This is a genomic window from Pseudoduganella sp. S-14 (assembly GCF_049913285.1).
In the GTDB taxonomy this organism is placed as follows: Bacteria; Pseudomonadota; Gammaproteobacteria; order Burkholderiales; family Burkholderiaceae_D; genus Rugamonas.
Genome location: NZ_CP183991.1, coordinates 2,748,062 through 2,760,683, shown reverse-complemented (window position 1 = coordinate 2,760,683; position 12,622 = coordinate 2,748,062). Strand labels below are relative to the sequence as shown.

The 12,622-nt window shown below is 61.5% G+C and carries 12 protein-coding genes; 2 read left to right on the top strand and 10 right to left on the bottom strand.

Annotated features, from left to right (window positions below):
- Positions 1–7 precede the first annotated feature (7 nt).
- The 7 genes from phoR to pstS all read right to left on the bottom strand — a co-directional run bounded on the left by phoR (position 8) and on the right by pstS (position 6,554).
- A complete protein-coding gene (gene phoR, locus ACN9MZ_RS12745; RefSeq protein WP_426342474.1) occupies positions 8–1,321 on the bottom strand; it encodes a phosphate regulon sensor histidine kinase PhoR in 1,314 nt (437 codons plus the stop codon).
- A complete protein-coding gene (phoB, locus tag ACN9MZ_RS12740; RefSeq protein WP_057263163.1) occupies positions 1,318–2,010 on the bottom strand; it encodes a phosphate regulon transcriptional regulator PhoB in 693 nt (230 codons plus the stop codon). Before phoB ends, phoR begins: the two co-directional genes overlap by 4 nt.
- Positions 2,011–2,709, bottom strand: a complete 699-nt coding sequence (phoU, locus tag ACN9MZ_RS12735; protein ID WP_426342473.1) for a phosphate signaling complex protein PhoU — start codon at positions 2,707–2,709, stop codon at positions 2,011–2,013. It lies immediately after the preceding gene.
- A gap of 23 nt (positions 2,710–2,732) precedes the next feature.
- Entirely contained in the window at positions 2,733–3,497 is a 765-nt protein-coding gene (gene pstB / locus ACN9MZ_RS12730) for a phosphate ABC transporter ATP-binding protein PstB (protein ID WP_426171328.1), read from the bottom strand.
- 12 nt (positions 3,498–3,509) lie between these two features.
- Positions 3,510–4,367 (bottom strand): phosphate ABC transporter permease PstA, encoded by an 858-nt coding sequence (gene pstA, locus ACN9MZ_RS12725; protein ID WP_426342472.1) that lies wholly within the window; start codon positions 4,365–4,367, stop codon positions 3,510–3,512.
- Complete coding sequence (pstC, locus tag ACN9MZ_RS12720) at positions 4,364–5,329, bottom strand: phosphate ABC transporter permease subunit PstC (protein ID WP_426342471.1); 966 nt, start codon at positions 5,327–5,329, stop codon at positions 4,364–4,366. Before pstC ends, pstA begins: the two co-directional genes overlap by 4 nt.
- 181 nt (positions 5,330–5,510) lie before the next feature.
- Entirely contained in the window at positions 5,511–6,554 is a 1,044-nt protein-coding gene (gene pstS, locus ACN9MZ_RS12715) for a phosphate ABC transporter substrate-binding protein PstS (protein WP_426342470.1), read from the bottom strand.
- A 135-nt stretch (positions 6,555–6,689) separates the two neighbouring features.
- Here pstS and ppk1 point away from each other — a divergent pair, with 135 nt between their 5' ends.
- Both ppk1 and sixA read left to right on the top strand, forming a co-directional pair.
- The gene (gene ppk1, locus ACN9MZ_RS12710) at positions 6,690–8,756 is read left to right on the top strand and encodes a polyphosphate kinase 1 (RefSeq protein WP_426342469.1); all 2,067 of its coding nucleotides are present in this window, start codon (positions 6,690–6,692) and stop codon (positions 8,754–8,756) included.
- Positions 8,757–8,777: 21 nt separating this feature from the next.
- Entirely contained in the window at positions 8,778–9,245 is a 468-nt protein-coding gene (sixA, locus tag ACN9MZ_RS12705; RefSeq protein ID WP_426342468.1) for a phosphohistidine phosphatase SixA, read from the top strand.
- A gap of 289 nt (positions 9,246–9,534) precedes the next feature.
- Here sixA and fliD read toward each other — a convergent pair whose 3' ends face one another.
- From fliD to radA, 3 genes are all read right to left on the bottom strand, one after another.
- On the bottom strand, positions 9,535–10,815 hold the full coding sequence (fliD, locus tag ACN9MZ_RS12700; protein WP_426342467.1) for a flagellar filament capping protein FliD: 1,281 nt from the start codon (positions 10,813–10,815) through the stop codon (positions 9,535–9,537).
- A gap of 39 nt (positions 10,816–10,854) precedes the next feature.
- The gene (locus ACN9MZ_RS12695; RefSeq protein WP_426342466.1) at positions 10,855–11,175 is read right to left on the bottom strand and encodes a PilZ domain-containing protein; all 321 of its coding nucleotides are present in this window, start codon (positions 11,173–11,175) and stop codon (positions 10,855–10,857) included.
- A 66-nt stretch (positions 11,176–11,241) separates the two neighbouring features.
- Entirely contained in the window at positions 11,242–12,618 is a 1,377-nt protein-coding gene (gene radA, locus ACN9MZ_RS12690; RefSeq protein WP_426342465.1) for a DNA repair protein RadA, read from the bottom strand.
- Between the last annotated feature and the right edge of the window lie 4 nt (positions 12,619–12,622).

Below are 12,622 nucleotides of genomic sequence, written 5' to 3'. Positions count from 1 at the left end.
TTTCTTCTTATGCAGCTTGCGCGGGCTCGACGGTAGTGGAAACCAGCGATTTCGGCAGGCTGACCGTGAAGGTGCTGCCCTGCCCTGCCTCGGAGCTGATATTCAGCTTGCCGCTGTGACGCAGCAGTACGTGCTTGACGATGGCCAGACCCAGGCCGGTGCCCTGCGTCTCTCGCGAGCGGCTCTTGTCGACGCGGTAGAAGCGCTCGGTCAGGCGGGAAATATGCTCCGGGTTGATGCCGATGCCGGTGTCCTGCACCTGGAACTGCACGCCGGTCGGCGTGTCTTCCCAACGCAGCTTGATCGTGCCGCCGGCGGGCGTGTAGCGCACCGCATTCGACGCCAGGTTGCCGAAGGCGCTATGCAGTTCATCCATATTGCCCATCACGTCGCCGCCGTGGACTTCCAGCGAGATCTCGTGCTTGCCGCCGGACAGCGCGCGCGCTTCGTGCAGCACCTGCTCCAGCAGCGCCGGGATGTTTACGTGCTCCGGACGCATCGGGTGGTCGACCGATTCCAGGCGCGACAAGGTCAGCATGTCCTCGATCAAATGCTGCATGCGGTGGCTTTGCTCGCTCATCAGCTTGAGGTGGGCGGCGCGTGTTTCGGCGTCCAGCTCCATCGAAGCGGCGATTTCCAGGAAGCCGGCAATCACGGTCAGCGGGGTGCGCAGCTCGTGCGAGGCGTTGGCGATAAAGTCGCGGCGCATCATTTCGGCGCGCTGGGTCTCGGTGATGTCGTGCGTGACCAGGATCTGGCGCCGGTTCTCGAACGGGATGATATGCGCCACCAGCTTGCGGCCGCGGAAGTTCAGCGTCAGCGGCAGGTCGTAGCGGCCCAGGATCAGGTAGTCCATGAAGTCGGGGCTGCGCACCAGGTTGGTCACGCGCATGCCCTTGTCGCGCGCTTGCTGCAGGCCCAGGTGCTCTTCCGCCGCCGGGTTGCACCATTCGAGAAACAGCACGTCGTCCATGATCACCACGCCATCGGGCAGCAGGTGCATGGCCTGGCGGAAGCGCGCCAGCCATTCGGTCAACTCGGCCTGGTTCTTTTCGTCGTCGCGGCGCAGGCGGTACAGGCGCGAGAAAATATTGGTCCACTCGCCCCAGCCATCGGGCAGGCGGCCCGACTCGGGCTTGTCCAGCCATTCGCTCAGCTGATAAAGGTATTTGAGCTGGATGAACACGGCAGCCAGCACGCCGGCAAAGGCGGTGACAATGCCGGCCGCCAGGCCGAACCACCACCACATCAGGCCCGCGCCTGCCAGCAGGAAGCCAAGCCGGATGGCGACAGGTACCCAGAACACGACTTTTGGATTCATGGCTTCTCGGTCAGCATATATCCTACGCTGCGCACCGTCTTGATCAGGTGCTCGGCATCCTTCAGCGCCTTGCGCAGGCGCAGCACGTGGACGTCCACCGTGCGCTCCTCGATCACCACATGGTCACCCCACACCTTGTCCAGCAGCTGGCTGCGCGAGAACACGCGCTCCGGGTGGGCCATGAAGAACTTGAGCAGCTTGTATTCGGCGTGCCCGATGTCGATCTTGTTGTCGTTCATCGACACGGTGCAGCTGACCGGATCGAGCACCACCGGGCCGGCCTTGAGCTGGGTCTCGGCCAGTTCGGGGCTCTTGCGGCGCAACAGTGCGCGCGCGCGGGCCAGCAGCTCGCGCGGTGAAAACGGCTTGGTGATGTAGTCGTCGGCGCCGCCATTCAGGCCTGCCAGCTTGTCCTCTTCCATGCTTTTGGCCGTCAGCATGATCACAGGAACGGCGGCGAAGTGGCGGTCGCCGCGGATGCGGGCCAAAAGGCGCAGGCCGCTCTGGTCCGGCAGCATCCAGTCCAGCAGCACCAGCTGCGGGGTGCGGGTCTGCATGACCTCCCATGCTTCCTGCGTGGATTGCGCCACCACGCAGTTCCAGCCCGCTTCGCGCAGCGAGAACCTCACCAGCTCAACAATCGCCGGTTCATCTTCAACAATCAGTACAGTCGTTTTGTCGGATGCCATTTATTTACTTGCTTCTTGGGTCGCTCCGTGGGAATGGCGGATATCCCTGCCTTCCACCACGTAGATCACGTATTCGGCGATATTCTTGGCATGGTCGCCGATGCGTTCGATGGCCTTGGCCACCCACATCGTGTCCAGCGCTGCCGAGATTGTACGCGGATCTTCCATCATGAAGGTGATCAGGTTGCGCATGATGGAGCGGTATTCATGGTCGATCACGGCATCCTGGGCGATCAGGTCCAGCGCGGCCTTTTCGTCGCCGCGGGCGAAGGCGTCCAGCGCGTCGTGCAGCAGGTCGCTGGTGGCGGTGGCGATGGTGCGCACCATTTCATAGTGGTTCAGGGTCACGGCGCCGCGCCCGTGCAAGGCCTTGGCGATGCGAGCGATCTTGGCGGCTTCGTCGCCGATGCGTTCCAGGTCGGTGATCACCTTCAGGGTGGCCATCACGGTGCGCAGGTCGTTGGCAGTCGGCTGGCGTTTGACGATCAGGTGGCTGCACTGGTCGTCCAGCTGCACTTCCAGCTGGTTGACGTTGGCGTCTTCGGCCACCACGCGTTCGGCGCGCTCCAGGTTGCCGATGCGGAAGCAGGTCATCGCATCGAGGAACATGGTCTCGACCATGCCGCCCATCAGCAGCACTTTGGAACGGATGCCTTCGAGTTCGGTGTCGTAAGCCTTGGAGGAATGTTCGCCCATCATATGTCTTCTCTCTCTTTTTCTGGTTAGCCAAAGCGGCCGGTGATGTAGTCCTGGGTCTCTTTGCGCACAGGGTTCATGAAAATCTGGTCGGTTTCGCCGAATTCCACCAGTTCGCCCAGGTACATATACGCGGTGTAGTCGGAGCAGCGTGCCGCCTGCTGCATGTTGTGGGTCACGATGGCGATCGTGTAGTCCTCTTTCAATTCGGAGATCAGTTCTTCGATCTTGGAAGTGGAAATCGGGTCCAGTGCGGAAGTCGGCTCGTCCAGCAGCAGGACGTCAGGCTTCACCGCCACGCCGCGTGCGATGCACAGGCGCTGCTGCTGGCCGCCGGACAGCGACAGGCCGCTCTTGGCCAGCTTGTCCTTCACCTCGCCCCACAGGGCGGCTTTTTTCAGCGCCCATTCGACGCGCTCGTCCATCTCGCCTTTCGACAGGTCTTCATACAGGCGCACGCCGAAGGCGATATTGTCGTAGATCGACATCGGGAACGGGGTCGGCTTCTGGAACACCATGCCCACCTTGGCGCGCAGCATGTTCACGTCCAGGCCCGCTTCCAGGATGTTGTGGCCGCGGTAGCGGATGGCGCCTTCAGCGCGCTGGCCCGGGTACAGGTCGTACATGCGGTTCAGGGTGCGCAGCAGGGTCGATTTGCCGCAGCCGGACGGGCCGATGAAAGCAGTCACCTTCTTCTCATGGATATCCAGGTTGACGTTATGCAGGCTGCGCGTCTTGCCATAGTAGAAATTCAGGCCGGAGATTTCAATGATTTTGCTAGCTTGGGTCATGATCTGTACTCGTTATTTTGGTGCTTTTTGCGCAAACACGGTGCGCGACAGGATGTTCAGTGCCAGGACGCTGAAGGTCACGATCAGCGCGCCGCCCCAAGCCAGCTCGCGCCAGTTGTCGTATGGGCTCATGGCGAACTGGTAGATCACTACCGGCAGGTTGGCCAGCGGCTGGTTCATGTCGGCGCTGAAAAACTGGTTGTTCAGGGCGGTGAACAGCAACGGTGCGGTCTCGCCTGCCACGCGGGCCACGGCCAGCAGCACACCGGTCATTACGCCGGCCTTGACGGCGCGCAGGCGCACCATCACAGACACCTTCCAGCGCGGCGCGCCGAGGGCGTAGGCCGCTTCCAGCAGCGAGTTCGGCACCAGCTTCAACATATTGTCGGTGGTGCGGACCACCACCGGGATCGCGATCAGCGACAGCGCGATGGATCCGGCGTAACCGGAGAAATGCTGCACCTTGGCCACGTACAGCGCATACACGAACAGGCCAATCACGATCGACGGCGCGGACAGCATGATGTCGGTCACGAAACGGGTCACTTGCGCGACCTTGTTCTCTTCGCCGTATTCGGCCAGGTAGATGCCGGCAAGGATGCCGATCGGGGTCGACACTGCGGTCGACAAGCCCACCATCATCAGCGTCCCGAAGATGGCGTTACGCAGGCCGCCGCCATCGCTGCCGGGAGCCGGCGTGTCGCCGGTGAAGATCAGCACATTGAGGGCGGAGAAGCCGTTGATCAGCAGCGTGGCAAGGATCCACAGCAGCGCGATCAGGCCAACCGACATCGCGCCGACCGACAGCGCCATGCCGACGCGATGGAAGAACAGGCGTTTGCGGTAGACAGGATTCTTGGTCTGCTTCATTTGACGCCCTCCTTGCGCGACAGGCCCATCAGCATCAGCTTGGCGCCGGACAGGACAATAAAGGTAATGATGAACAGCAGCAGGCCCAGCGCGAACAGCGAGGACACGTGCAGCTTGCTGGACGCTTCGGCGAATTCATTGGCCAGGGTCGACGCAATCGAACTGCCCGGCGAGAACAGCGAGGTCGGCAGCTTGGCCGCGTTACCGATCACGAAGGTGACCGCCATGGTTTCCCCCAGGGCGCGGCCCAGGCCCAGCATGACGCCGCCCACCACGCCAGTCTTGGTGTACGGCAGCACCACCTTGCGCACCACTTCCCAGCGGGTGCATCCGAGGCCGTAAGCAGACTCCTTCAACACGGCCGGCACGATCTCGAACACGTCGCGCATCACCGAAGCGATGAACGGAATGATCATTACAGCCAGGATCAGGCCGGCGGTCAGGATGCCGATACCCATGGTCGGGCCTTTGAACAGCGCACCGATCAAAGGCAAGGCGCCGAGGGTGGACTTTAGCAGCGGCTGCACGTATTCGCTGAACATCGGGGCGAACACGAACAGGCCCCACATGCCGTAAATAATCGATGGCACGCCGGCCAGCAGCTCGATGGCGGTGCCCAGCGGGCGGCGCAGCCAGACCGGGCATACCTCGGTCAGGAACAAGGCGATGCCGAAGCTGACCGGGAAAGCGATCAGCAGCGCGATACCGGCGCTGGCCAGGGTGCCGACGATGGCAATCGCGGCGCCGAACTGGTCGTTGACCGGGTCCCATTCAACGGTCGTGATGAAGGCAGGCCCGAACTCTTTCAGGGCGGGCAAGGCGCCGTCGATCAGGGAAATGATAATGCCGACCAGTACAACCAGTACGGTCAGCGCAAATACCATCGTGATCTTGTGGAAGAACCAGTCCTGGATGCGCTGCTTGCGCACCACGGACTGCATGGCAGCTACGGAGGCACTCATGGTGGCGGGTTCCGATAACTGAAGGGGAGCTGGTGAGGTGATTTCTGCACTCATGATTTATGTTTTGGTTAGCTAACCGGGGAGGCCTTTGTTCAAGCCGCCCCGCTTAGCCTCCTCTTCAAACCGGTACCCCGATGCCTGACCCACAGGGTCTGACACCGGGGGGCCGGTTTCAAGAAGATCAGTTCAGCGGCTTGCCCGAAGCATCTTTCAGGTTAGCCTTCCACGAGGTCTGCACCAGCTTCACAACGGTGTCAGGCAGCGGAACGTAGTCCAGTTCGACCGCAGCAGCGTCGCCGTTCTTGAAAGCCCAGTCAAAGAACTTGATGACTTCCTTGCCCTTGTTCGCATCAGCCTGCTGCTTGTGCATCAGGATGTAGGACACGCCGGTGATCGGCCAGGAGGTCTTGCCAGCCTGGTCGGTCAGCACCACGCCGAAGCCTGGGGTCTTGGTCCATTCTGCGTTGGCAGCAGCGGCCTTGAAGTTGTCGTCGTCAGGCTGCAGGAAGTTGCCGTCCTTGTTCTTCAGCTGGGTGTGAGCGATCTTGTTCTTCTTGGCGTAGGCCCATTCCACGTAACCGATGGCGCCCTTGATACGCTGCACGTTGGCGGCCACCCCGTCGTTACCCTTGCCACCGACGCCGGTTACCCACTTCACAGCGGTGCCCGCACCGATCTTGGTCTTGAACTCTGGGTTCACTTTCGACAGGTAGTCGGTGAACAGGAAGGAGGTGCCGGAGCCGTCAGCGCGGTGCACCACGGTGATTTCAGCAGCTGGCAGCTTCACGCCAGGGTTCAGGGCAGCGATTGCTGCGTCGTTCCACTGGGTGATCTTGCCCAGGTAGATGTCAGCCACAACCGGACCGGTCAGTTTCAGCTGGCCTGGAGCGATGCCATCCAGGTTCACTACGGTCACCACGCCGCCCATGATGGCCGGGAACTGCATCAGGCCGTCAGCGTCGAGCTCTTCTGCTTTCAGAGGCATGTCGGAAGCGCCGAAATCGACGGTCTTGGCTTTGATCTGCTTGATACCGGCACCGGAGCCGACGGACTGATAGTTCAGGCCATTGCCGGTGGATGCCTTGTAGGCTTCAGCCCACTTGGCGTAGATCGGATAAGGGAAAGTTGCGCCTGCACCGGTCATGTCCGCTGCGAAAGCGGTCGAGAATGCCATTGCCGCCGAAGCGCCAACAACGAAGGAGGTCAACAACTGTTTCATGCGCATATCAAAGATCCTTTTCAGGGGTTGGGTTGAATGCTGCGCAGTGTATGACGTCAATATGACAGCTTTATGACACGTCAAAATTAAGTGTAGGACAAGGTCACAAACTTGTCATATTTCTCAAATATACTATTAGTTATGAAAACAGCATTCCTTGATCGGGAGCTGTCACAGCTGGCGTTCAACCGCCGCGTGATGGCCCAGGCAGAAGACGCCACCATCCCTGTGCTCGAACGATTGCGCTACCTGTGCATTGTCAGCAGCAACTTGGATGAGTTCTTTGAAGTAAGGGTCGCCAGCCTGCTGGCCGCCGCCAGCATCGATGGCGACCTGGGCGATCACCCTGCCCTGGCGGCCACGCTGGAACGGGTCAGCAGCGAGTGTCATGAACTGGTCAAGCGCCAGTACGAAATATTTAATACGGCAGTGTTGCCGGAAATGAAAGCCCAGGGCATCCACATCGTGCGCCACAGCCAGCGCAACGAAGCCCAACGGGCATGGGTCAAGGATTATTTTGACCGCGAAGTACGCCCCCTGCTGACCCCCATCGGCCTCGACCCTGCCCACCCCTTCCCCCAGGTAGTTAACAAGAGCCTCAATTTCATCGTTGCGCTGAGCGGCAAGGATGCCTTCGGGCGCGGCACCGCCATCGCCATCGTCAAGGCGCCGCGCGTGCTGCCGCGCGTGATCCGCTTGCCGGATCATCTATCCAAAGAAGGCGGCGTATCGTTCTGCCTGCTCTCCTCCGTCATCCATGCCCACATCTCTGAATTGTTCGCCGGGCGCGATGTGATGGCCTATTCCCAGTTCCGGGTCACGCGCGACTCCGACCTGTGGGTGGATGAAGATGAAGTGAAAAACCTGCGCCAGGCGCTGAAAGGCGAGCTGCAAGGCCGCGCCTACGGCCGCTCGGTGCGGATCGAGGTGGCCAAGAACTGTCCGCCCGAACTGTCGCAATTCCTGCTCGACCAGTTCAGCCTGGACCAGAGCCGCCTGTACCGCGTCGACGGCCCGGTGAACATGGTGCGCCTGAACGAGATCGTGGAGCAGGCACGCCGTCCCGAACTGCGCTTTCCGCCTTTCATCGCGGGCGTGCAAGCGAAGACCGTCAACAATGACATCTTCGCCACCATCCGCAAGCACGACATCCTGCTGCACCACCCCTACCAGAGCTTCCAGACCGTGATCGACTTCATCCGCAGCGCGGCCCTCGATCCGGCGGTGGTGGCGATCAAGCAGACCGTCTACCGCACTGGCATGAACTCCGACCTGATGGAAGCGCTGATTGCAGCCGCCCGCAGCGGCAAGGAAGTCACGGTCGTGGTGGAACTGATGGCCCGTTTCGACGAAGAAGCCAATATTAACTGGGCCGACAAGCTGGAACAGGCCGGCGCCCAGGTGGTGTATGGCGTGGTGGGCCTGAAGACCCACGCCAAGATCGCCCTGGTGATCCGTCGCGATGAAGGCGGCCTCGGCTACTACGCCCACCTCGGCACCGGCAATTACCACCCGACCACCACCAAGTTCTATACCGACTTCGGCATCCTGACCTGCGAGGCGCAATTGGGGCGCGACGTCAACGAAGTCTTCATGCACCTGACCAGCCTGACCAAGCCGCAGCGCATGAACCATATCTGGCTGGCGCCGTTCTCGCTGCAAGACCAGATCATCAAAGCGATACGGAATGAAGCGAAAATCGCAAAATCCGGGCGTCCGGGCCGGATTATCGCTAAAATCAATGCATTAACCGATGAACCGGTAATCCGGGCGCTGTATGCCGCGTCGAAGGACGGGGTCAAGATCGACCTGATCGTGCGCGGCGCCTGCACCCTGATGCCGGGCGTGCCGGGATTGTCCGACAATATCCGGGTACGTTCCATCATCGGCCGCTTCCTTGAACATAGCCGCATCTATTACTTCCGCAACGACCTGGCCCACGACGTGATGCTGGCCAGCGCGGACTGGATGAACCGCAACCTGCTGCGCCGCATTGAAGTGGCGTTCCCGGTGCTGGACCGGGGCCTGAAACGGCGTGTCATTGCGGAAGGTTTGACGCCTTACCTGAAGGACAACTCCAACGCCTGGGAGCTGGATTCGCACGGCCAGTATCAGCGCCGCAAAACACGCGGCAAGCAGAAAGCCTTCAGCGCCCAGCAGCATCTGATGGAGTTACTCGGTACGCCGGCCGATGCGCCGGCGGATTGAAGCCTGGTCACGGGAGGAAGCATGGACTTGATCTTGTGGCGCCACGCAGAAGCCGAACCATCCCAGCCCGGCCTGGAGGACCTGGAACGCACGCTCACGCCCAAAGGACATAAGCAGGCGCGCCGCATGGGCCAGTGGCTGGATTCCGTGTTGCCGGAAAATTGCCGCATCCTGGTCAGCCCGGCCACGCGCACGGTGCAGACTGTGGCGGGATTGGGACGCAAGTACAAGATCCATCCCGACCTGGCGCCAGGCGCGGACGCCAGCGATATCCTGAAGGCGGCCAACTGGCCCTCGTCGAAGGAATCGGTGCTCATTGTCGGCCACCAGCCCACGCTGGGCCAGGCTGCAGCCCTGCTGATGACCGGCGACGACAGCGATTGGGAGATGAAAAAAGGCGCCGCCTGGTGGTTTGTGCAGCGTGAAGCGGGCGATCCAACCAGCTTTTACCTCAAGGCGGTGATGCAGCCTGACCTCGTGACGAAATAGATCTTTCTGTTGGGCTTGTAATTGCCATATCGGATGCTAGAGTTTAATTGTATCAACTCTAGGGAGCAGCCCCCGGAAACGTCGGCTGGTTAGTTATGTGGGTATTGTTCACCATGGGCATTTTCGGCGCCATGATCGCGTTGATCGCGTTCGAAATTGTCGCTGAATATCGCGGCGGACATCATAGGTTGGTCGACCGCTACCACGAGTAGCTTTGCGCTTCTGCAGAAGCGAGGCTCCGCAACAGCTCCTCCGGGATGCTGGTGTCGGGGCCTTCAGTCTTTATGGGTCAGGCAAACAGGTCGAACAGCGACGAGGCGCCGCCCAGTTGCGCGTCCTGCGTGTAAAGGCGTACCAGTGCCTGCGCTTGCACGGTGAGCATTTGGGCCAGGGCGGATTTGCGGCTTTGCAGCGTGTCGACTTCGCGGTCGGCCTGCGCCAGGGCGCGCGATACCACGCTGCGTTCGCCACCGAGGCTTTCAAGGCGCGCACCAAGGGCATCGGCCAGGCCCCTGCCCTCATTGGTGAAAATCTTGGTCACCGCCTCGGGATTGGCGTTAATCGCGGCATTCAGGATTCCATTATCCAGCTTGAGGCGGCCATTCGTGTCGATCGACAGGCCGACATTGGCCAGCGTCTCGCTGCTGCCGCCCGCTGAACGCGCCAACTGATCGAGCTGGGCGCGCACCTGGCCCAGCGCCGGATTGCCGCGCAGCGCGCCTTTGCCCAGGTTGTCCAGCCGGTCCTGCAGCGCGTTGAAGCCGTTGACAAAAGCTTCCACGTTCTTGGCAACCTGGCTGTTGTCGCGCGCGATGGTGACCGTGCTGTCGCCTTTGTCGGTCAGCTTGAGCGTGACGCCCTCAAGCGCCGACTCCACAATGTTATCGGCGCTCTTGATGGTCTTGCCGTCAACGGTCAGGATGGCGTCCTGTGCCGCCTGGGTCTGGGTCGCTGCGCCGAACAGGCTGCGTATCGTGGCATCGCCCGCGACTGAAATGCTGAACTTGTTCGCCTCGCCGCTGGCACTGCGCAATTGCAGCGCCGTGCCGGTGCTGGAGCGCACCAGGCTGGCATCGAAGCCCGCATCCTTGAGCACATCGGCGATGCCTTGCAAGGTGTTGTTGCGGCTATCAATAGTGATGGTCTTGCTGCTGTCGCCAGTGCCGATCCGGATCACCGCCGGCGCGCCGGTACCGAGCCGTGTATCGGCGCTCTGCGCTTCGGGGCTGACGAGGATTTGCTGCTGGGCCAGTTGGCTGACCTTGACCTCATGCGAACCGGCCGCCGCTGAGGCGTTGGTCGTCACGCCCAGCACGCCGCCGGCCGAACTGCTGGCGCGCGTGCTAAGGCCGGTACCGGCGAGGCTTTCCGCAAGATCCTGGAACACCGACAAAGCCGATTGCAACTGCCCCAGGCCGGAAAAGCGCGCCTGGGTGAGGCTGATGCTTGCGTTGAGCTTGGCTGCGGCACTGCGCTGTGGCGCCAGCGTCTGCTCGACCCGGGCCAGCACCGCTTCCGATGGGGCACCCACCACGCTGGCATTCCCCAAGCCCAGCGAGGTCCCGTACATTGTGCTTAGCAAGCTGCTCACATAGTCCATACGCTAAGTTTAGCGCATGAACTTGGTTATTGCTCCGGCTGCTTCGTTGTCGAGTGGCGCGAAAGTGAAACCGATCTTGAATTCGTCGCCGCTGACGATGCAATTGTTGACCTTGCCTCGCGTATTGACGATTTGCGGTTTGCCATCGACCAGCATTTCAAACACGATCTGGCCGCTGGCCCCGACTTGCACTTTATGCTCGGAAGTCAGGGAAATACCCGCCAGCCCCAGGTCGAAAGTACGTGCCGCCATCGGCGCGCCGCCGTCCATCACGATCATTGCCCGTACGCGCAGTATTTTACGGGCGCCTTGCCTTGAATCTACTAACAATTTCTTGTCCGGTTTCTGGTTGGAATCGAGCCTGTTATTGTAGCCAATATTTCGTAAAAATCTACATCACTGCAGTTCGCGCAAGCGGTTGAATGCGTCGTCGATGCGCTCGACCGCAATAATGGTCATGCCGTTGATCGGCTGCTTGGGCGCATTCGCCTTCGGGATCATGGCGATGGAGAAGCCGAGCTTGGCCGCCTCGCGCAAGCGCTCCTGCCCGCGCGGCGCCGGCCGGATCTCGCCAGCCAGACCTACCTCGCCGAACACCACGAAGCCATTGGGCAGCGCCTTGTTGCGCATCGAAGAATTGATCGCCATCAGGACCGCCAGGTCGGCGGCCGGTTCGGTGATCTTCACGCCGCCCACGGCGTTGATGAAGACGTCCTGGTCGAAGGCGGCAATGCCGGCGTGCCGGTGCAGCACGGCCAGCAGCATGGCCAGGCGGTTCTGTTCCAGGCCAACCGACAGGCGGCGTGCGTTGGGCAGGTGGCTGGTATCGACCAGGGCCTGCACTTCCACCAGCAGCGGGCGCGTGCCTTCTTGCGTCACCATGACGCAGGAACCGGGCACCTGGTTTTCATGCGAGGACAAGAACAGCGCCGAAGGATTCGATACGCCCTTCAGGCCTTTCTCGGTCATCGCGAACACGCCCAGTTCATTGACCGCGCCAAAGCGGTTCTTAATGGCCCGCACCAGGCGGAAGCTGGAGTGATTATCGCCCTCGAAATACAGCACGCAGTCCACGATGTGTTCCAGCACGCGTGGACCGGCCAGCGAGCCTTCCTTGGTAACGTGGCCAACCAGGATGATGGTGGTGCCACTTGTCTTGGCAACGCGGGTCAGCTGGGCCGCGCATTCGCGCACCTGGGCCACCGAGCCCGGCGCCGAGGCCAGCGCATCCGAATACAGGGTCTGGATCGAGTCGATCACCGCCACCTGAGGCTTCAGGTCGGCCAGCGTGCCAAGGATTTTCTCGAGCTGGATTTCCGCCTGCAGCTTGAGGTCCTTGGCATCAACCGCCAGGCGCTTGGCACGCAGCGCAATCTGGGCGCCGGATTCTTCGCCGCTGACATACAGCACGCTCTTGACCTTGGACATATTGGCCAGCGCCTGCAGCAGCAGCGTCGATTTGCCGATGCCGGGGTCGCCGCCGATCAGCACCACGCCGCCCGCCACCAGGCCGCCGCCCAGTACGCGGTCGAATTCTTCAATGCCGGTGCCGAAGCGCGGTACGTCCAGCGCTTCGATATCCTGCAGCGACAGCACCGGCGCAGTCTGCGCCAGCGACTGGTGCTGGGCCTGCGAAAAGCGGTTGGCGCCGGCGGCTTCGATCACCGTCTCCACCATGGTGTTCCACTGCTGGCAGGAGGAGCACTGGCCGGTCCACTTGCTGCTGATGCCCCCGCACTCGCTGCAGGTGTAATTGGTCTTTGCCTTGGCCATCTGC

Coding starts and splice junctions, on each gene's coding strand:
- pstB (WP_426171328.1), bottom strand. CDS start 3,497: ATGACCCAAGCTAGCAAAATCATTGAAATCTCCGGCCTGAATTTCTAC.
- radA (WP_426342465.1), bottom strand. CDS start 12,618: ATGGCCAAGGCAAAGACCAATTACACCTGCAGCGAGTGCGGGGGCATC.
- pstA (WP_426342472.1), bottom strand. CDS start 4,367: ATGAAGCAGACCAAGAATCCTGTCTACCGCAAACGCCTGTTCTTCCAT.
- pstC (WP_426342471.1), bottom strand. CDS start 5,329: ATGAGTGCCTCCGTAGCTGCCATGCAGTCCGTGGTGCGCAAGCAGCGC.
- sixA (WP_426342468.1), top strand. CDS start 8,778: ATGGACTTGATCTTGTGGCGCCACGCAGAAGCCGAACCATCCCAGCCC.
- phoB (WP_057263163.1), bottom strand. CDS start 2,010: ATGGCATCCGACAAAACGACTGTACTGATTGTTGAAGATGAACCGGCG.
- phoR (WP_426342474.1), bottom strand. CDS start 1,321: ATGAATCCAAAAGTCGTGTTCTGGGTACCTGTCGCCATCCGGCTTGGC.
- ppk1 (WP_426342469.1), top strand. CDS start 6,690: ATGAAAACAGCATTCCTTGATCGGGAGCTGTCACAGCTGGCGTTCAAC.
- phoU (WP_426342473.1), bottom strand. CDS start 2,709: ATGATGGGCGAACATTCCTCCAAGGCTTACGACACCGAACTCGAAGGC.
- pstS (WP_426342470.1), bottom strand. CDS start 6,554: ATGCGCATGAAACAGTTGTTGACCTCCTTCGTTGTTGGCGCTTCGGCG.
- fliD (WP_426342467.1), bottom strand. CDS start 10,815: ATGTACGGGACCTCGCTGGGCTTGGGGAATGCCAGCGTGGTGGGTGCC.